We start from the raw sequence: 20,307 nt of genomic DNA on the forward strand, positions 1-20,307 counted from the left end.
GCGGCCCGACGGCCAGGCGGCAGCCGGCCACCAGTACCGCCGCCGCACCAAAGACGACCTGACATTGCTGACTGCGCGACTCGGGAGGCCGACGAGGCATGGGGAACGACACCGACCGCAGGCGCGCGCTGCTGCGCCGAACCCTGACCGAGCGCGGCCTGACCGACCAGGAGCCGGCCGTCGCGGCGCCCGCGAGGCGCGGCGGCGACGACCGCTACCCGCTGTCATCCGGCCAGCGGCGCATGTGGTTCCTGCACCAGGTCGACGCCGGCCGCGCCGACCTGAACGTGGGCGTGGCCATGCGGCTGGCCGGCGAGCTCGACCGGGACCGGCTGGCACGTGCCGCGGCCGCCGTCGCCGAGCGGCACGAGATCCTGCGCACCACGTACCACGCGGACGCCGACGGCACCCCGTTCCAGACCGTCCAGGCGGCACCCGCGCTCCCGCTCGCCGCGGACGACCTGCGCGCGCTGCCGGCGGACGCCCGGGAGGCTCGGGTGCGCGGGCTCGCGGCCGGCGAGTTCACCCGTCCGTTCGACCTCACCCGCGACGCGCCGCTGCGGCTGACCCTGCTGCGCACCGGCGACGACGAGCACGTCCTGCTGCTGGTCGCGCATCACATCGCCTGGGACGACGACTGCTGGGAGCCGTTCTTCGCCGACCTCTCCCAGGCGTACGCCACCGGCGCCACCGGCCCGACCTCGCCGGCCCAGTACCTGGACCTGCAGGTTCTCGACCCGTCCGCGCGTCCCGGCGCCGATTCCGCCGCCGCGGACCTGGCCTACTGGCACGACGCGCTCGCGGGATCGATCGAGCCCTTCGAACTCCCGGGCGAGCTCACGCGGACGGCCGCCGCCGCACCCGGCTCCGCCGCCACGGCCAGCACGCCGGGCGCGAGCGGGCACCGCCAGGCGGAGGTGCCCGCCGACGTCGCCGCCCAGGTCCGCTCCCTCGCTCGGTCGCTGCGCGCCACCCCGTTCGCCGTGCTCACCGCCGCGTTCGCCGCGTTGACCCACCGCGTCACCGGCGCGACGGACCTGGTCGTCGTCACCCCCGTCGTCGACCGGCCGAGCCAGCGCGCCGCGGGCGCGCTCGGTTACTTCGGCAACACGCTCCCGCTGCGGATCCAGGTCGCCGGCGCCGGCTCGTTCCAGGCGCTCGTCGAGCACACCCGGGACGTGTGCGCCGGGGCGTTCGCGCACCAGGGCGTCGGCCTGGAACGCATCGTCGCCGAGGCGCTCGCCAACCGGGGCGGCGGGCTGGACACGCTCGCGCGCGTCGGGTTCGGCGCCCGCTCCGGCGCGTGGACGGGGCTCACCGTGCCCGGTCTGCGTTCCGAGCGGCTCGACCTGCACGGCGCCGTCGCGCAGCTGCCGTTCGAGGTGATGGCACAGCCGACCGCCGACGACTCCTGGCTGCTGGAGGCCACCTACCAGCCGGGCGTCCTGCCCGACCAGATGGCGAGCCGCCTGCTCGAGGAGCTCGTCGTCCTGCTCGGCGCGGCTGTCCGCGGGCCGGGCACCGCCGTCGGCGACCTGCGGGTGCTGAGCGATCGGCGCCACGCCGAGCTGCTGGGCTTCTCGACCGGCCGTCCCGTCACGATGGTGGCGCCGACGCTGCCGGCCTTCGTCGCCGAGCAGGCTCGGCGCACCCCGCACGCCCCGGCGGTCGTCGCCGACGAGGCCACCCTCACCTATGCCGAGCTGACCGCCCGCGCCTACCGGCTCGCGCACCGGCTGATCCGGCAGGGAATCGGCACCGAGGACGTCGTCGCGCTGCGCTACCCCCGCGGCCTGGACATGGTCGTCGCGACGCTCGGCGTCGTCGCCAGCGGCGCCGCCTACCTGCCCGTCGACCCCGAGTACCCAGCGGACCGCATCGAGTACATGCTGGCCGACGCGAGACCGCGCCTCGTCCTGGACGGGCCGCTGGACCTGGACGACCCGGGGCTGCCCGCCACCGAGCCCACCGACGCCGACCGGGTCCGCCCGCTGCTGCCGGACAACACGGCGTACGTCATCTACACGTCCGGCTCGACGGGGGCGCCGAAGGGCGTACCCGTCTCGCACGCGGCCATCTGCGGCCACTTCTCCTGGCTGAGGCAGGAGTACTCGGTCGGCGCCAACGACGCGCTGCTGCAGGTGGCCTCGCCCAGCTTCGACGTCTCGGTCGGCGAGCTGTTCGGGCCGCTGTGCGCTGGCGCGCGCCTCGTCCTGCCGCGTCTCGGCGGACTGCAGGACCTGCCATACCTGACCGGGCTGCTCGAGGAGCAGCGCATCAGCTGGATGCACTTCGTCCCCTCGCTGCTCGACCTGTTCCTCAGCCTGCCGGGCACCGCGGACTGGAAGTCGCTGCGCCTGGTGCCGATCGGCGGTGAGGCGCTGCCGGGGGAGCTGGCCGACCGGTTCCGGCGCACCTTCGACGCCAGCCTGCACAACTTCTACGGCCCGACCGAGACCACGCTCGCCGCGACCCGCTACGTCGTGGACGCGCCGCAGGGCACCCGCACGGTGCCGATCGGCGTGCCCAAGGCGGACACCCAGGTCTACGTCCTCGACGAGCGCCTGCGGCTCGTGCCGCCCGGCACTGTCGGGGAGATCTACATCGGCGGTGGCCAGCTCGCCCGCGGCTACCTGGGCAGGCCGGGCCTGACCGCGTCGCGGTTCATCGCCGACCCCGTCCGGCCGGGCGGCGGGCGGCTCTACCGCACCGGTGACCTGGGCCGTTGGAACGCCGGCGGCGAGCTGGAGTTCGCCGGCCGCGCCGACGAGCAGGTGAAGATCCGCGGGTTCCGCGTCGAGCTCGGGGAGATCCAGGCCGTGCTCGCCCGCCACCCCGAGGTGCGCCAGTGCGTCGTCCTGGCCACGGAGGCCGAGCGCCTGGGGACAGTTCTCGTCGCCTATGTGGTGCCCGCCAGCAACCGGTCCGCCGAGCGCTGGGAGCGGGACTGGTCCGGCCCCGGCGGGCTTGAGGGACAGCTGCGCGACCACCTCTCCCGCGCGCTGCCCGCCCAGATGGTGCCGGCCGCGTTCGTCCGGATGGGGCAGATCCCCGTCACCGCGAACGGCAAGGCCGACCGGGCCGCGCTGCCCGTCCCGGACCTGTCCTCGGGCCAGTCGGACCGCGAGCCGTCGACCGAGACCGAGAAGCTCATGTGCGCGGCGTTCGCCGAGACGCTCGGGCGCGACCGCGTCGGCGTGGACGCCGGGTTCTTCGAGCTCGGCGGGCACTCGCTGCTGGCGACGTCACTGCTGTCCGCCGTCGAGGCGCGGACCGGGGTGCGCCTGCGGCTCGCCGACGCGTTCGAGGCGCCGACCCCTGCCGGTCTCGCCGCCCTGGTCGACGCACGGCTCGCCGGCGTCACCCCCGACCGCCCGGAACTGCCGCCGATCGTCGCCCACCCGCACCGGCCCGAACGGCCGCCGCTGTCCTACGCCCAGCTGCGGCAGTGGGTCGGCTACCGGGTCGAGGGTCCGCGCGGCACCTACAACATCCCGTTCACCGCCCGCGTCGACGGTGAGCTCGACGTCGACGCCCTGGCCGCGGCGCTGCGCGACGTGACCGACCGGCACGAGGTGCTGCGCACCGTCTACCCGGAGGCCGACGGGGTGCCTCACCAGGAGATCTGGCCGGCGCTCCCGCTGGACGTGCCGGTGGTCGACCTGACGGGGGAGCCGGATCCGCGCGGGGCGCTGCGCGACCAGCTGGCGAGCCTCGCCGGGCACCTGTTCAACCTGTCGGCCGCGCCGCCGATCCGGGCGACCGTGCTGCGGGTCGGGCCCCGGCTGCACTGGCTGAGCGTGGTCGTCCACCACATCGCGGCCGACGAGTGGTCGGCGCCGGTCCTGTTCCAGGACATGGTCACCGCCTACCGGGCCCGCGTCGCCCGTGCCGCGCCGGGCTGGGACCCGCTGCCCGTCCAGTACGTCGACTACGCCCTGTGGCAACGCGAGATGTTCACTCCGCGGGTGCCGGAAGAGCCTTCGGACGAGGCGGCGCGGCGGAGCCGGGAGGACGGCGGCCGGCCCACCCTCGAGGAGGAGCAGGTCGCGTTCTGGCGCCAGGCGCTCGCGGACCTGCCCGAGGACACCGCAGTGGGCCGCGACCGGCCCCGGCCCCGCGTCCAGTCCGACCAGGGCGACACGGTGGCGCTGCGGGTGCCGCCGGCGCTGCGCCAGCGGCTGGCCCAGCTCGCGCGGGAGACGGACGCGACCGAGTTCATGGTGCTGCAGACCGCCGTGGCGCTCACCCTGCGCGCGCTCGGCGCCGGCACCGACATCCCGCTGGGCACGCCCGTCGCCGGCCGCACCCGCCCAGAGGTCGGGCGGACCGTCGGCATGTTCGTGAACACCCTGGTCCTGCGCAACGACCTGTCGGGCGCGCCGACGGGGCGGGAGCTGCTACGGCGGACCCGGGCGCTCGCGCTCGCGGCCCTCGCCCACCAGGACCTCCCGTTCGAACGGCTGGTGGACGCGGTCAACCCGGCGCGCACCACGGCCCGCCACCCGCTGTTCCAGGTGCTGGTGCACCTGCGCGAGTCCGGGCTGACCAGCACGGCGCTGGACGAGCGCGGCACGACGCTGCGCACGGAGGCCCCGGTCGACACGACGGCCAAGTTCGACCTGACGTTCGACTTCTACGCCGACGGTGACGGCTTCGGCGGCGGGATCAACTACCGCGTCGAGCTGTACGACCAGGCCACCGTGCGGACCATGGCCGACCGCCTGCTGCGGGTGCTCGACGCGCTCGCGACCACCCCCGACAGCCCGCTTCCCGCGATCGACGTGCTGTCCCCGCGGGAGCGTGCCTCGCTGGACGCGTGGAGCTGGCCCGACCCGGAGCCCGAGCTGGCGGTCGAGCCCGTACCCGCGACCGTGCCCGAGTTGCTCGAACAGGCGCGCCGCGCCGCGCCCGCCGGGGGGCTGGTGCGGTGCGGTGGGGCGACGATCGACCACGCGACGCTGCACGAGCGCGCCGACCGGCTCGCCGGCCACCTGCGCACGCTCGGCGCCGGGCCGGACACCTTCGTCGCCGTCGCGCTGCCCCGCACGCTCGACATGCTCGTGGCGCTGGTCGCCGTGATGAAGTCCGGCGCGGCCTTCCTCCCGCTCGACCTGCGCCTCCCGGCCGAGCGGCTCGCCTTCATGCTCGCCGACGCCGAGGCCGTCTGTGTGCTCACCACCGAGGCGGTCGCCGACCTGCTGCCCGCCCCCGGCGCCGGGGCCAAGGCCGTGGGCACGCCGCGCGTCGTGCTCGACGACCCGGCCACCCAGGCCGCCATCGCCGACGCCGACCCGCCGGGCGAGCTAGGCCTGCGTGGCGACCATGCGGCCTACCTGTTGTTCACCTCCGGGTCCACCGGCCTGCCCAAGGGTGTCGTCGGCACCCAGCGCGCCATGGCGAACCGGCTCGCCTGGCAGCCCCGGCGGTATCCCGTCGACGAACCGGACGTGCGCCTCGCGCAGGGCGCGCTGAGCTTTCTCGACGGCCCGCTGGAGCTGCTCGCCGCCGTCGCGGCGGGCGCCGAGCTGCTGCTCGCCGACGACGAGCAGGCCCGGGACCTGTCCGCGCTGGCTGGGCTCCTGCGGGCACACCCGGTCGGCCAGGTGACGATGGTGGCCAGCGCCGTCAGCGCGCTCGTCGACACGGCTCCCGACGCGGTCGGCTCGGTGCGCCGCTGGGTCTGCAGCGGCGAGCCGCTGCTGGACCCGCTGCTGGACCGGCTCGCCGCGGCGGCGCCCGAGAGCCACCTGGTGAACTCGTACGGGACGACCGAGACGGCCGGGGCGATCGTGCGCGCGACCGTCATGCCCGGCCGGCTCGCCGCCGGGCGGCCGGTCCCCGGCACGCGGATCGTGGTCCTCGACGACCTCCTGTGCCCTGTGCCGCCGGGCACGGTGGGGGAGGTCTGCGTGTCCGGCGCGCAGCTCGCCCGCGGCTACTGGCGGCGCCCCGGCCTGACCGCCAGCCGGTTCGTCGCGGACCCGTTCGCCACCGAGCCGGGCGGACGGCTCTACCGCACCGGCGACCGCGGCTGGTGGGACGCGGAAGGGCGGCTGCGCTTCGCCGGCAGGGTGGACCACCAGGTCAAGATCCGCGGCTTCCGGATCGAGCTCGGCGAGGTGGAGGCGGCGCTGCGGGCCGCGCCCGGCGTCGGTGCCGCCGCCGCGCGCCTGCACCCGCTGCACGGCGCCGACGCCATCGTGGGCTACGTCGTCCGCGCCGCCACCAGCGCCACCGCGGCGTCACCGGCGGACGCGGCGAATGCCGTCGACTCGTGGACCGTCGACACCTCGGCCGTCGACACGCCCGGCGGGGCTCCACCGGCCGGCGGCGCGGATGACCGGGCCTTCGCGGACCTGGTCCGGGCACACGTCGCCGAACGGCTGCCGAGCTACGCGGTGCCCGCCGCGGTGGTCGTCCTGGCGGAGCTGCCGCTGACCAGGTCCGGGAAGATCAACCGACCGGACCTGCCCGCGCCGGACCTGGCGGCGACGGCGGTCGCCGACGAGCTCATGACCGACACCGAACGCGCCCTGGCCGCGATCCTCGCCGAGGTGCTGGACGTGCCGCGGGTCGGCCGCTCGGACCGGTTCTTCGCCCTCGGCGGCGACAGCATCGTCTCGATCCAGGTGTCCGCGAAGGCGCGGGAGGCCGGCCTGCCCCTGGAGCCCAGGCTGCTGTTCGAGCACGAGACGGTCGAGGCTGTCGCCGCCGCGATCGACGCGGCCCGCGCCGACAGCACGGCGCCCGGTGACGGCGAGCCGGGCGGCCCGGACAGCGACGGGCTGGACGACTGGCTCGCGCCCGAGACCGACCCGATGAGCGCGTCCGGGCTGGACGCGACCGATCTCGCCGCGCTCGAGCGCGCCTGGAGGGCCCGATGAGCACCGCCGAGGCGAGCACGACCGACGCGAGCACGACCGACGCGTCGCGCCGCCGGATCGTCGACGTCCTCACGCTGACCCCGCTGCAGACCGGGCTGTACGCGCTCGCGCAGGCCCGCGAGCCGGGCGCCGTCGACCCGTACACGATCCAGTTCGTCGCCGACATCGACGGGCCTCTCGACGTCGACCGGCTGCGGCGCGCCACGGTGGCGCTGCTGGACCGGCACCCGAACCTGCGGGTGTCGTTCTGGGACCGCGACCTGCCGCACCCGGTGCAGATCGTGCCGGACGGCGCCGCGCCTGCCTGGCGGGAGGTGACCTGCGCGCGCACCGAGCTCGACGCGCTCGCCGACCGGGAGCGCCGCGTCCCGTTCGACCTCGCCGCCGGCCCCGCGATGCGCTTCGCCCTCGCCACGACCGAGCCGGGCCATCACCGGCTGATCGGGACGGTGCACCACATCGTCGTCGACGGCTGGTCGGTGCCGACCATGCTGCGCGACCTGGTCGCCGGCTACCTCGGTGACGGCCGGACCGACCACCTGCCGGCGGTCCGGCCGTACCGCGACTACGTGGCCTGGCTCGGGCGCCAGGACCCGGGCTTGGCCCGGTCCGCCTGGCGTGACTACCTCGGCGGGCTGGCCGAGCCGTCGATCCTCGCCCCCGGCCGCCGCGGCACGGCCGCCGCGCTGCCGGTGTCGGTCGAGGTCGGCATGGACGCCGCCGACACCGCGCGGCTGGTGGGCTGGGCGCGTGAGAGCGGGCTCACCGTCAACACGCTCGCCCAGTTCGCCTGGGCGGTGCTGCTCGGCCGGCTCACCGACCGCCGCGACGTGGTGTTCGGGGCGACCGTCGCCGGCCGGCCCGAACAGCTCACCGGCGTCGAGGACATGGTTGGCCTGTTCATCAACACCGTGCCGGTCCGGGCGCGGCTCGACACCGCCCACACCGTCCGACAGGGCTGCGTCGACCTGCAGCGCCGGGTGGTCGGCATGCGGGCGCACGGCGGCGTCGGCCTCGCCGCGCTGCAACGCCTGTCCGGCCATCCCGAGCTGTTCGACACCCTGATGGTGTTCCAGAACGCCCCGCGCGGGTCGATGGCGGACGTCGTGCGCGCACCGGACGGGGTGGTGTTCACGCCGCTGCGGCTGGACAGCCTCACCCACTACCCGCTCACGCTGGTGCCCTACCTCGCCGACGGCGAGCTGCGCGTCGTGCTGGAGCACCGCGCCGACCTCCTGCCCACCATCGACCCGGGCCAGCTCGGCGAGCGGCTGCTCCAGGTCCTGCGTTCACTGCCCGGCCACGCCGACGCCGACCCGGACACGCTCGACATCCTGCTGCCCGGCGAACGCACCATCCTGCTCACTCCGGCGAAGCCGTCTCGCGGCCCGGACGCCGATGCCGAGTCTGATGAGGGCGGTGCACAGCGCACTCCTACCGGCCCGCCCGCGCCCGCCGAGGCGGGCAGGACGGCCGGCTCGGCGGACGCGGGGCGCGACGAGCCGGCGACCGTCGGCGACCTGTTCTGGCGGCACGTCCAGGACACGCCAGCGGCGCTGGCCATGACCTGGTCCACCGGGCCCGCGGCGCACGCGGACCCGAGCGGGGGCGCCGAACCCGGCCGGCTGGGCTATGGCGAGCTCGGCGCGGCCGCCGCGCGGCTCGCGTACGAGTTGGGCGCGCGCGGCGTCGGCCAGGAGGACGCGGTCGTCATCGCGCTGCCGCGCGGCCCGCGCTTCGTCGTGGCGCTGCTGGCGGTGGCGCTGGCCGGCGGCACGTCGGTCCCCGTCGAGTGGCCGGTGCCCGCGGCGCGCCTGGCCACGCTGGTCGACCGGACCTCGGCGGTGCTCGCGATCGCCGCCGCGGACGCGCTGCCGGGCCGCGCCGTGCCCGTCCTGAACCTGGACGGCCCGGGGACGGCCGCGTCGGTGGCCGGCCGGCCCGCCGAGCGGCCGGCCGTGCGGGTGCTGCCCGACCAGGCGCTCTACACGATCTTCACGTCCGGCTCGACGGGCGAGCCCCGGGGCGTGGTGGGCACGCACCGGGGGATCGCCGCCCTGCTCGCCGACCACCGCGCCCGCGTGTACGAGCCGGCGGCCCGCCGCCTCGGCCGGCCGCTGCGGGTCGGCCATGCCTGGTCGATGAGCTTCGACGCGTCCTGGCAGCCGACGCTGGCGCTGCTGGCCGGGCACGCCCTGCACGTGTTCGACGCGGAGGAACAGCGCGACCCGGCCAGGCTCGTGGACGGCGTCAGGCGGTTCGGCCTCGACATGATCGAGACGTCGCCGTCGATGTTCGGCCATCTCGCGCAGGCCGGCCTGCTGGAAGCCACGCCGGATGGGGAGCGCTGCCCCCTCGCGGTGCTGGGACTCGGCGGCGACGCGGTCGGGCCCGACGTGTGGGACCGGCTGCGCGCGCTGCCGACCACGGCCGTCCACAACTTCTACGGGCCGACCGAGACGACGGTCGACGCGGCGTCGGCCGCGCTCGCCGACACCGCCGAGCCGAGCATCGGCCACCCGGTGGCCGGCATGCGCTCCTACGTCCTCGACTCCCGGCTGCGGCTGGCCCCCTCGGGTGTGGTCGGCGAGCTCTACCTGGGCGGCGACCAGCTGACCAGGGGCTACCTGGGCCGGCCCGGGCACACCGCCGGGCGCTTCGTCGCGGACCCCTTCCAGCCCGGGGAACGGATGTACCGCACGGGCGACGTCGTGCGCCGCGCGGCGGCGGGCACGCTGGAGTACCTGGGCCGCGACGACGACCAGGTCAAGATCCGGGGCTACCGGGTCGAGCCGGCGGAGATCGAGGCGGCGGTGCGCGCGGTGCCCGGCGTGTCGACGGCCGTCGTCCGGGCGGTGGCGCGAGGCGCCGGCCAGGCCCTCGTCGCCTTCGTCGTCCCGGCCGGCGGCGTCGCCGCCCCGGCCTCGCCGTCGCCGGCCACCCTGCGCGCCCAGCTGGCGGACCGGCTGCCCGCGCACCTGGTGCCCGCGCGGTTCGTGCTCGTCGACACGCTGCCGATGACCGCCAACGGCAAGGTGGACGCCCGCGCCCTCGAGGCGCTCGCCGCCGGCGGTCCGGGCGGCGTGGGCGTGGGTGCGGCCGAGGCGGCCGAGGCGCAGCCGGCCACCGCGACCGAACGCGCGCTGTGGGCGGTCGCGACCGAGCTGCTCGGCGCGGCTCCCGCCGGCGTCGACGCGGACCTCGCGGACCTGGGGCTCGACAGCATCTCGATGATCGCGCTGGTGAGCAGGGCGCGGGCCGTCGGTGTCGTGCTCACGCCGCGGCTGGTGGCGGTCAGCCGCGGCATCCGCGACCTGGCCGAGGCCGCCGACGCGCTGGCGGCTCGGACCGCGGCCGGCGGGGCGAACGGACCGGCGGGGCTCGCGGACGAGGGGCTGGGCGCGGTGCCGCCGCTGCCGATCGCGACGTGGCTGCTGGAGCTTCGCTCCTTCCGCCGCTTCACGCAGACGCAGTTGCTGGCGGTGCCGCCCGGCACCGGGACAGCGGGCGTCGAGGCGGCACTGCAGATGCTGCTCGATCGCCACCCGATGCTGCGCGCCGCGCTGGCGCCGGCAGGGGACGCGCTGGAGACCCATCCGGTCGGGGCGGTCAAGGCGGCCGACGTGCTGCGGGTCGTGCCCGGCGACGCGGCGTCCGCGCTCGGCGCCGAGGCCCGGGCCACCATCGACCGGGTCGACCCCGGCCGTGGGCGGATGCTGGCCGCGCTGTACCTGCCGGACGCCGACCTGCTCCAGCTGTCCGTGCACCATCTCGCCGTCGACGCGGTGTCCTGGGCGATCATGCTCCGGGCGCTGGCCCGACCGAGCGAGGCGACCGGTGAGCTGACCAGCTACCGGCGCTTCGGCGAGCTGGCGCGCCGGCGCGCGCAAACCGACGAGGTCGCGGGCCAGGTGCCCTACTGGGCCGCGGAGCTTGCCGGGGCGGACCGGCCGCTGGGCTCGCGGCGCACCGACCCGGCACGCGACCGGGCCGCCGACCTGACGGTCGCGACGTTCGCGGCCTCACCGGAGGCGACCGCGGCCCTGGTCGGCGCGGTGAGCCGCGAGGTCGGCCTGCGCGAGCTGCTGCTCGCCGCGCTGGGCTGGGCGGTCCGCCACTGGCGCGCCGCGCTGCCCGACGTGGTCGTCGACCTGGAGTCCCACGGTCGGTTCGACCATCTCGTCGCGGCGGCCGGCGACGAGGCGGCGGGAGCCGACCGCCCCCCGGCGAACGATGCCAACGATGTCGACACGTCGGCGACGGTGGGCTGGTTCACCAGCGTCTTCCCGTTCCGGGTGCCCACGGCGCCCGAGGCCGATGGCACGCCCGAGCCCGACGGCGGGGGCGCGCATGACGGCATGGCCGAGGCCGACGGCGCGGGCACGCCCGACGGCGCGGCCGAGGCCGACGGCGCGCGGGGGAGTGGGGGAGCCGAGGAGCCGGCGGCCGACGAGGGCGCGGCCCTGTGGCGGGCCGCGGCGGCGACCGCGCGGCGCCTCGCGGCGGTGCCGAACCAGGGATTCGACTTCGGGCTCGCCCAGAGCGTCCGCGACGATCCGCGGCTGCGCGCGGCGGCGGTTCCCCCGATCGAGTTCAACTACCTCGGCCGGTTTGACCAGCGACCGGACGCCGCCGGCGGCTGGGCGGCCGTCACCGACCGCACGCTGCACGACCTGCTGCCGGCCGACCCCGAGCCGGACCTGCCGCTGCGCTACGACCTGGAGGTCATCTGCGCCGTCGGCTCGGTCGAAGGCCCCGGCTCGCCCGCGGCGCTCGTGACGACGCTGCGCGCGAACGGCAACGTCCTGGCCGCGGCCGACCTCGACGTCCTCGGTGGCCACCTGCTCGACGCGGTCGCGCTGTTGGCTGGGTCCGCGCGGCGCCGGTAGCCGCGAGTCTGGCACACCTGCCTGACCTCCTCGGATGAGGAATCAGGCAGACCGCGCGGATCTCGAACCTCCTGTCCCTGTACCTGCCGACAAATACGTCCGGGCTGGTCAGGCTGCATGTTCGTATTCGTGCAGGATGCCGCCGAGGCGGTCACGTCGGCGGATGTCGAGATGAGTGAGCCGGTCCGGGTCGTTGATCGGTTCGGGTAGCTGCACGGCCAGCCGGTCGGAGCCCACCGAGCGATCGGGCTGCTTGTCGTCGGGCAGGGTTCGTCGGGCAGGGTATCGACACCGCCGCCGCCCGCCAACGGCTCTACGACTGGCCGCTGTCCGCGTTGTCGGTATCTGTGACGTCGATCGGGACCGGGCCATCTTCAGTGTCGCGCCAGGCGGCGCGGATACCCTTCACTGATTTGATCAGGTCGGTGAGTTGGCCGATGAGGAGGTTGGTGGCGCCGACGACGCCTCCGGCGGCGGTGAGGGTGAGTGTGATCGACTGGAGCACGTCGACTGTCGAGCGCTCGACGTCGTCGATCTCGACGCTGGCTGCGCCGGCGCCGGGTAGCTCGGCGGCGGCCGCGCGAAGCTGGTCGGCGATGAGGTCGGCGTCGCCTTCAGCCTGGAGGTAGATGGTCAGCGTCTCGGGCTCGCTCACGCGCCAAGTGTGGCAGGCAGACGGCCCGGTTGTCGCGGGCCCGAGCTCACCAGCCGAGGTAACGGAAGCTGGCCCAGAAGTACGGGTCACGCCAGGCGGTTACGGCCGTCCCATCGGCGTCCTCACCAGTCTCGGCGAGACGCAGCTGCGCGGTGCGCAGCGCCTCGGCCGGTGTCCGGCCCTCGCGGCGCCAGGCGCGGTAGAAGTGGGTCATCAGCGCGCCGGTGGCCTGGTCGGGGACCTGCCAGGAGGAGGCGACGACGGCGCCGCAGCCGGCCGTGAGGAATCCGGCGGCGAGGCTGAGCTCCTCGTTGGGTAGTTCGGGGTCAGGGACCGCGGTTTGGCAGGCGGACAGCACGGCGAGAGTGAGGTGACCGATGGTCGCGCGTGCGAGGTCTCCCAGGGTCAGCCGCTCCTCGCCAGCGAGCAGAAGTCCGGAGTTCAGCGGGTCATTGGCATCCGCGACGCCATGACAGGAGGCGTGCAGCCAGCCGGCGGTCTGGGCAGCCCGGACCACGTCGGCGCGTGACCGTTCCCCGGCCCGAAGAAGGACGGCCCGAGGGAACCACTGCGCGACCAAGGCCATCTCGCGCTCGGCCGCGGCGATCGCGGCGCCGCTGGGTGGCGGCACGCCGAGGAACACCTGGTCGTGGGGGTCAGCGTCCTGGAGGGTGCGGCGAGAGTGCGCCAGCGACCGCGCCGAGGGAACGTAGCGGATGTCGGACTCGTGCACCGCCGCGGGAGCGGACCCATCCGCGCGCTGGGCCGCGTGGATGGGGAGGTTGGCGAGATAGCCGTGGGCGACGACGTGGCACGTTCGGCGCTCAATATGGGGCCGCAGGGGCACGTAGACGGCGTCCCACAGCCAGTTGCTGACAGCGGTCACCGCATGCCGACGGGCTCCCGCCGGGAGCGTGGCGGTGCGGATGACTTTGTGGAAACGCCGCACGGACGCCGGGATCTCGTCGGTCCGGCAGAGCGGCAGGTGCTGATGGAACCACCCGCTGTCCGGGTCGTGCCCGACCATCCAGCCGCCGGTGGGCCCGGGCAGGAGGTAGATGAGCGGCTCGCCGCCGGCTGACTCGGCGACCTCGTCGGGTTCGAGCCAGCCGCGGAAGCGCTCGAACCCCGCCACTCGGCGCAGCTGGTCGGTCAGCTGCGCCAGCCGGGTGGCGGCGATGTCGCGGCCGCGCACGCCGATACGCTCGGACCTGGTTGCGTTCAACGCTTCTCGCAGCTCCGAGGCGAGGCCCCCCATTCCGGCGGCGATGACCTCGCGAAGCTCGGTGTACTCGTCGGCGAACCGCTCGCGGAGGATCAACGCCCGCCCGCGTTCGAGTCGGTAGCCCGTGGCTCCCGGTGTGTCATCGGCGAACAGCCGATCTGTGACCAGCGGTGCGAGGGCGGCAATCTCGCGCAGCCAGGTACGACGTTCCGCCGGACCCGACTCGGCCTCGGCCGTCTGGAGGGCGGTGTCGTAGACGTACCGTGCCTGGACGACACCTTCCGGCCGACCGGCGTTCCCGCACCAGGCGGCGTACTCCCTCGCCAGCAGCCAGCCGTGCCAGTTCCGCCCGCCTAGCAGGATGAGCGCGTCGTGCCACTCTTCGACGTCCTCGATGCCGACGGGAATCTTGGTGCCGAGCGCGATGCGCGCGGCTCGCGCCATCGCGCAGCCAGCCGGTACCGATGATCGCTGCTTCTCCAATGCCTGCGTTGCCCAGTTGAAGGCGATGTTCAGGTCGGTCTGCAGGCCGGTGAGCGCGTAGATGTCCAGTTGGCAGCGCGCCAGGTCGGCACCCCAGGCGGCCTCTAGCCATGGCAGGACGGGGGTTTGCGGCAGCGGCGCCTGGAGCACCTGTTGCAGCAGCCGCACCGCACCGCGCAAGGTGCCTTCCGGGTCGGCGCAGGCAGCCGCCTGCAGCCGGAGGCACCGGGCCAGCCAGCCGGCGGCGACCGCGTTGTCGGCACCGGCCGCGTCCAGGGCCTCGGTCGCCGCCGCCAGGTCCCCGTCCGTTTCAAAAGTCTCTGTACGGTAGGCCGCGAGGCGCGCTTGTACGACAGCGCACCGCATGCCCACAACCGGGTCGTTCTCGCCCTGGAGGGTTTGGAGGTCGGCCGCGGTTCGCAGCGCGGTCGCGGCCTGTCTCAGGTCGGTGACCCGCATCCGGAACTCGAACAGCTCCAGGTTGGCCTCGGCCATCCACAGATAGGCGCTGATCAGATCGGGACTCGGCGGGGCGAGGCGCTCGCCTCGTAACAATGGCGTGGTGACGACTCCGTCGCCGACGTAGAGCAGACGGTCCAGGTGCCCCACCTCATCCGACATGGTCGTCGCGTCCATGAGGATGCTGGCGCCCTCCTCGAACGCGGCGGTGCGCTCCGGCCACGGGACGTCCTGCTCGTCTGCGACGCCCATGAGCGCCTCCGCGTGCAGTACCAGCCCTTCGACGTTCACAGGACGTACCCCTCGACGAATACGTCCTGGCGCCCTGCGAGGACCTCCTCGGCGAGGCCCGGATCCCGATCGGCCTCGGCTGCCACCTGCGCCATGGCGAGACTCCGGCGCAGGTGGATGACCTCGAGCGCATCCCGCTCACGTGCCGCGATCAGGTGCGCGGCCCGAAACCGTAGCCGAACCCGCTCGAGCCGTGACCGCGATAGCGGCAGCGTCCCGTCCCGCAGCATCTGCCGCTGCCCTTCGACGTCGTGCTCATCGAGGAACTGCCTCGCCCACCAGACGTCGCGCTCGGCGTCGTCCCACGCGATGCCGGCCGGTGCGACAACCTGGGACGAATGTGGACCGCCGGCCTGTTCCAGCGCGATGCTCACGCTCAGCCAGTGATCCCACGCGAGCACATCGCCGATGTCGATCGCCCCGTCGATCCGTCGGCGCAGCTCTGCCTGAAGGTCCTCGTCCGTCACCACGCGCACTGCGTCGGCCAGCTCCGTGGGGCCGAGCGACTCGATGCGGTCGAGAACGTCACGTATCAGCGCCCGCTCGGCTCCGTATTCCCGGCACCGCCGCAGCGCGCTTCGCCCTCGCTCCAGTCTCTCGGCGCGACGCCCGTCGCCCTGCCGGCGGGCCACGGTCAGCAGGGCATCAATCGCCTCGTCGACGCCGCTGTCAAACAGCCACGGGTTGGCGACCACGAGGTCGTGCGCCTCGCGCGGAGATGAGTCCGCGAGCCGTACGACCACCACGGCGATGTCCCGCTCAACCATGACCCGATTCTCGCACCATCGGTCGCCGCGCATCGTCTGTCGACATGATCGCGATCGTGGTCGCAGCCCTGGAAGCAGGGACCGGTAGGACACCTCGAGACACCAATCGATCATGCTGATGGGTAGCCCAGACCGCTGCGCCGGCCGGCTGCGGCAGTCCCATCAACCTCACACCGAAGATCAAACCAGCGCGTTAATAATCTGCGAGCCCCCGGGTGGGCGTGATCTTGCGTTCGAGGTGGGGTCGCTGGGGTGGCTGTTGTGGCGGTCGGTGGCTGGCTGGTAGGGGCTGGGTCTGCTGTTGGCGACAGCGGCGGAGATCAGCACCACTGCGTCACGGATAGCATCCGCTGTGTTCTCGGGCTGGGCGGGGGAGTGGAATGGGCGTTCGTCACCGGCCTGCCTCCGTCTGATCTGGGAGAACGGGCTCACTGGTGAGAGTGGCCGGCGGTGGGGTAATGGTTCGAGTTCTGAACCCGCGCTGGCGTCGCCGCTCCTGAGCCTTGCGGCGGGGCGGGGTCGGGGACGAAATTCAGTGGCGCCGTGCCTCGAGCTGTGGACAGAGTGTGGCCACGCGGGAGCGTGTTTGGGGGAACGCCTGGCTATCTGTCCGGTGCCGGACCGGGCCTCAGCGCCGCGGGCGGCCGAGGCCTGTCGCCCAGGCGGCGAGACTTTCGGCTGGTACGGATTCCTGGGCGACGCGTCCCGATGTGTCCCGGACCGTGCTGAGGCGGGCCCAGAGCGCGGGCCCCAGCCAGTCTCGCCCCAGGTCGGGGGGCCACGGAACTCCACCGGAGTTCTGCACCGGGCGGTCCGCCATAGCTGCCCACAGGCTCTCGGCCGGGCGGACGAGTATTTCGTGGGCAGCGCCCGCGGCGGCCGCGTCGGCGGCCGTGGTGACGCCCGCGGGGTCGAGGTCGCCCCAGTACCAGACGGTCCCCTGCACCGGGCCGCGGCCGGCGACGTCGACCGTGAGCGCGGCGACCTGCGAGGGGAATGTTTTCCCGGATCCCCAGGCCACCGCGCCGACGGGGTGTCTGTCGGCGGCGGAGAGGACGTCGACCGCGGTCCAGTAGGTGTCGCTGTTCTCGACGACCAGCAGGTCCGTGCCTGGTCCGACCGCGGCGGCAGGCAGCGGCGCCGGTACACGTCGGCAGCGCAGGAGGCCGAGGCTGAGTCGTCCTGGTCCGAACAGTTCTGTCCGGGCGAGGGCTTCGAGCCGTTTCTCGTCGCCGAACAGCTCGACCGACCGGTAGCGCAGGAGCACTTGTTGCGGCGGCTCGCCCGAGGCCTCGGCGCGGACGAGCCAGTCGTTGACAGCAGTGAGGTCACGGAACTGGGCGTCGGAGAGCGCCGGCAGCGAGGCGGCCCAGCCCATCCGGGCGCACCACGGGAAACGGGTCCAGGGCCGCTGGCCGGGGGCTTTCCGCGCGCCCGGAACGGTGATTGATTTAGGCAGCGCCGGCCTGGTAGTGGTGTCCCAGGCGTGCAGGGGCAGGGTGACGACGCCGGCCTCTTCCAGCGCTTTCAACGCGACGAACAGTCCCTCAACCTGGCCGACGTTCCCGACCAGGCGTGGGGCGGCCATCGCCCAGAGCGGCCACAACGCTTCCAGCGGTACCCGCACCTGGTCGCGTTCGACCAGTGCCGAGCGCAGCGCGTCGACTTCGGTCTGTCGGACGAGCATCGGCTCACCCGCCGATCCGGTAGGCGCTCGCGTCGACCCAGTTCCGTTGCGCGTCGACGTCGCGTCCCGAGGTGAGGGCGGTGGCGATGTCGATGCCGTCGACGACGGTGGCGCGCAGGCGCAGGAACGACAGGTTGCGTCGCAGGTCACCGTCGTTGCGCAGCTTGACGATCACCGATCCTGGGCCGGTGAACGCGGCGTCGACGCCGGCGTCGTTGAGCCCGGTCGCGCAGACCAGTTGTAGGCCGGTGTGCGCGGCGAGGCGGTGCTGCATCGCGATCAATGCCTCGGCGGACGCGGCGCCGAACGGGTTGTCGAGGATCAGCGTTCCGGGCGGTCGGGCGCCGCCGGGGCGGTGGGCGGAGCGGACGCCGGACAAAGCGCAGTAGACCAGCACTGCGAGGGTGAGGACCTGGCCGCCGGAGAACTCGTGGGGGATGCGGTCCGGCGGGCAGTACAGCACTTTCCCGTCGATGCGCGGCTTGAGGATTTCCACGGTCCACGGGCCGGCCTTGGGACGGTCGATGACGGTGTCACGGACCGCGTCGGCGAGCCATCGGGCGCGTACCTCGGACGATGAGGCGCGTTTCGGGTTCGTGGCGAGCTCAACGGCCCAGGCATCGACCCGCTGGGAGAGCTTCGCGACCGCGGCGTCGGCCGGCGCCTCGTCAAAAAGGATCTTCACCGCGGGCCGTAGGGACAGCTCGCCGAGACCGTCGGGGAGTCGCGATGAGCGTGATACCTCCCGCAGGAGGCGCCGCTGGTCGCGGCACAGCGACACCAGCCCGTCCCGGATCACGGTCCGGTGCGTGTCGAGGGAGTCGAGGTCGCCGCGCGCCGACCGGGTCATGATGTCGATCTTCCGAGTGAGGGCCGTGGCCTCGGTGACCAGCTCGCCGTCGCGCAGCGAGCGCAGGCGGATGGCGACGGGGGCGTCGAGGTCGCGCCAGCGTGGGTCGGCGACCGCGGCGCGGGTGTCTGCGACCGCGTCGCGCAGCGCGTCGCGGGCCTGCCGCTCCGCCTTCTCCGCTGAGTTCAGGGTCGCGATCAGGTCACGCATGCGGGTGCGGGCGGCGTCCTTCGTCGCGTCGAAGAGCGCGACGGTCGGCGGTTTGTCGGCGGTCCACATCGCCGAGGTGTCGGCCAGGGCGGACACGTCCGCGGCGACGAGGTCGTGGAGCTCGCGGGCGTCGGTCTCGGCCCGCTCGGCGGCCTCCCGCGCGGCCAGCAGCTCGGCGTTGCGGATCTCCAGGCGTTCCAGGATCGCGAAGATATTCGCCGGGTCCGCGGGCCGCCATTCCGGGACGTTGGCCAGGTCGACGTGGTTGGGCCGGTCCGCGGGCCGTGCCGACCGCTCCGTCGCGGCGGCTGCGCGCTGGTCGCTCTCGGCGCGCAGCTGGTCGGACTCGGCGGTGCTGGCGTCCCGCCGTGCCTGCCGCTGGGCGGCGGTCCGCAACTCGGCGGACGAGGCCTCGATCGTCCCGGCGAGGACCTCGGCACGCTCGATGGCCGCGGGGGTGTGCCGAGGCAGACGAGCTTGCAGCTCGCCCAGGTGCCGGCCGGCGCGCTCGAGGACTCCGGCCTCCACCAGGCCCCGCTCGGCGTCGTGGAGCTCGTCACGCAGGGCGGTCCAGCCGCGCCGGACGACCTCGAGGCTGCCGCCTGGGTCGGGGGCTGCCACGTCGACGCCGAGCTCGGCCCGTTCCCGCAGCCATGGGTCGCGGCTTGCCCGGGTCCGCGCGGCCAGCTCCGTCGCCGCCTTGGACCGGGTGCGCGCCGACCGTTCGGCCTCCTGGGCGTCGTCGGCGTCCCGTAGGGCACGCTGGCGGTCCCGTTCGGCCGCGGGCCGCCGTTCGGCTGCCTGGTCGGCCTGCGTGCAGACCGTCATGAGCCGCTGTGCGGCCTGCTCGTTCGCGTGGGCCGTGACGCCACGGGCCCGGGCGTCGTCGCGCTGCTGGCGCGCGTCGGCGGCCTGTGCGAGATGTCCGTCCCGGTCGGCACGCAGTGTCTCCTGCTGGCCCTCGGCGGCGTTGACCTCGTCGGCCGCGGTGCGGGAACGCCGCGCCAGCTCGTCGCGGTCCGCTCCGGGCCAGCGGGCGACGAACTGCTGGCCAGCCGCCGCAGCACGCCGGTGGTCGCTCGCCGCCGCGCGGGCCATGCCCGCCGCCGCCGCGGCCGCGGAGCGGACGGTCTCCAGCTCGTCGCGCCGGGTCCGGGCCCAGGCCCGGTCCCAGGTCGCGCGATGGGGGAGGACGACGTGTCGACGCGACTCGTCAGGTGTCAGCGCGGCCTCCGCCGCGGCGGACTGTGGCACTGTGACGACGGTGACCGGCGTCCGCGTGACTAGCTCGGAGGTGGCCAGTGACGACGCGGCGGCGTCGAACCGGGCCGCGTCGAGGACGACCACGCCGCCGGCGAGCTCTGCGTTGGCCGCGATGAAGGCCGGGCGGGCGTCGGCGTCGACGACGTTGTGCTCGATCCACTCCAGGCCGGTGACCGCGCCGACATGCGCGTCGACCAGTGCGGCCAGGACCGCGAGGGCATCTGCCCCGGCGGGCGCGGTGCCTGTTCCGTCCAGGTGGGTGAGCTCGGCGGACGCCTCGGCGGCCAGCCGTTCCTGTTCGGCGGCGCGCAGGTCGGCACTGCGGGCGGCGGCGTCCGCCGCGGCCGCTGCCCGCGCCACCTCGTCGGTGCCACGCAGGCCCTCGTCGACGAGTACCCGCAGCGTCTCGTGAGCGGCGAGGCCGGCGACGTCGTCGTCGAAGTCCCGCAGCGTCCGCTCGGCGTCGGCGGCCTCGGCGCGCAGGCCCCCGAGCCGGCGGTCGAGCGCGTCGAGGGCCGTGACCGCGGCCTGGTGGGCCTTCTCCGCGTCGTCGGCTGCCTTGTCCCAGGCCGTCGCCTGCTCCTCGGCGGACATGACGGCGTCCGCCCACCGGCGCTGGCACAGCTGCGGGCGCTCCCCGT

Annotated in this window: 8 protein-coding genes; 2 read left to right on the forward strand and 6 right to left on the reverse strand. The window is 74.5% G+C overall.

Going from position 1 to position 20,307, the window contains the following annotated elements; genetic code table 11:
• Positions 1–98: 98 nt before the first annotated feature.
• Together BCD48_RS26555 and BCD48_RS26560 are read left to right on the forward strand one after the other, a co-directional pair.
• Complete coding sequence (locus tag BCD48_RS26555) at positions 99–6,887, forward strand: non-ribosomal peptide synthetase (RefSeq protein WP_071051099.1); 6,789 nt, start codon at positions 99–101, stop codon at positions 6,885–6,887.
• Positions 6,884–11,776, forward strand: a complete 4,893-nt coding sequence (locus BCD48_RS26560; RefSeq protein ID WP_071051100.1) for a non-ribosomal peptide synthetase — start codon at positions 6,884–6,886, stop codon at positions 11,774–11,776. Before BCD48_RS26555 ends, BCD48_RS26560 begins: the two co-directional genes overlap by 4 nt.
• 108 nt (positions 11,777–11,884) lie before the next feature.
• On the opposite strand, the gene BCD48_RS55015 is transcribed toward BCD48_RS26560, so the two are convergent.
• The 6 genes from BCD48_RS55015 to BCD48_RS26585 all read right to left on the reverse strand — a co-directional run.
• Positions 11,885–12,013 carry a hypothetical protein gene (locus tag BCD48_RS55015; protein WP_274536579.1) on the reverse strand — a complete coding sequence of 43 codons (129 nt, stop codon included), beginning with the start codon at positions 12,011–12,013 and terminating at the stop codon, positions 11,885–11,887.
• 76 nt (positions 12,014–12,089) lie between these two features.
• Positions 12,090–12,431 (reverse strand): hypothetical protein, encoded by a 342-nt coding sequence (locus BCD48_RS26565; protein ID WP_071051101.1) that lies wholly within the window; start codon positions 12,429–12,431, stop codon positions 12,090–12,092.
• A gap of 46 nt (positions 12,432–12,477) precedes the next feature.
• A complete protein-coding gene (locus BCD48_RS26570) occupies positions 12,478–14,889 on the reverse strand; it encodes a CHAT domain-containing protein (protein WP_071051102.1) in 2,412 nt (803 codons plus the stop codon).
• Positions 14,886–15,584 (reverse strand): hypothetical protein, encoded by a 699-nt coding sequence (locus BCD48_RS26575; RefSeq protein WP_131804109.1) that lies wholly within the window; start codon positions 15,582–15,584, stop codon positions 14,886–14,888. The genes BCD48_RS26570 and BCD48_RS26575 overlap by 4 nt, the downstream gene beginning before the upstream one ends.
• Positions 15,585–16,284: 700 nt before the next feature.
• Entirely contained in the window at positions 16,285–17,343 is a 1,059-nt protein-coding gene (locus BCD48_RS26580) for a hypothetical protein (RefSeq protein ID WP_071051104.1), read from the reverse strand.
• 4 nt (positions 17,344–17,347) lie between these two features.
• Positions 17,348–20,307: hypothetical protein (locus tag BCD48_RS26585; protein ID WP_206745031.1), on the reverse strand; the 2,960-nt coding region annotated here is incomplete at its 5' end.

It is taken from the genome of Pseudofrankia coriaricola, from assembly GCF_001854805.1.
Taxonomy (GTDB): Bacteria; Actinomycetota; Actinomycetes; order Frankiales; family Frankiaceae; genus Pseudofrankia.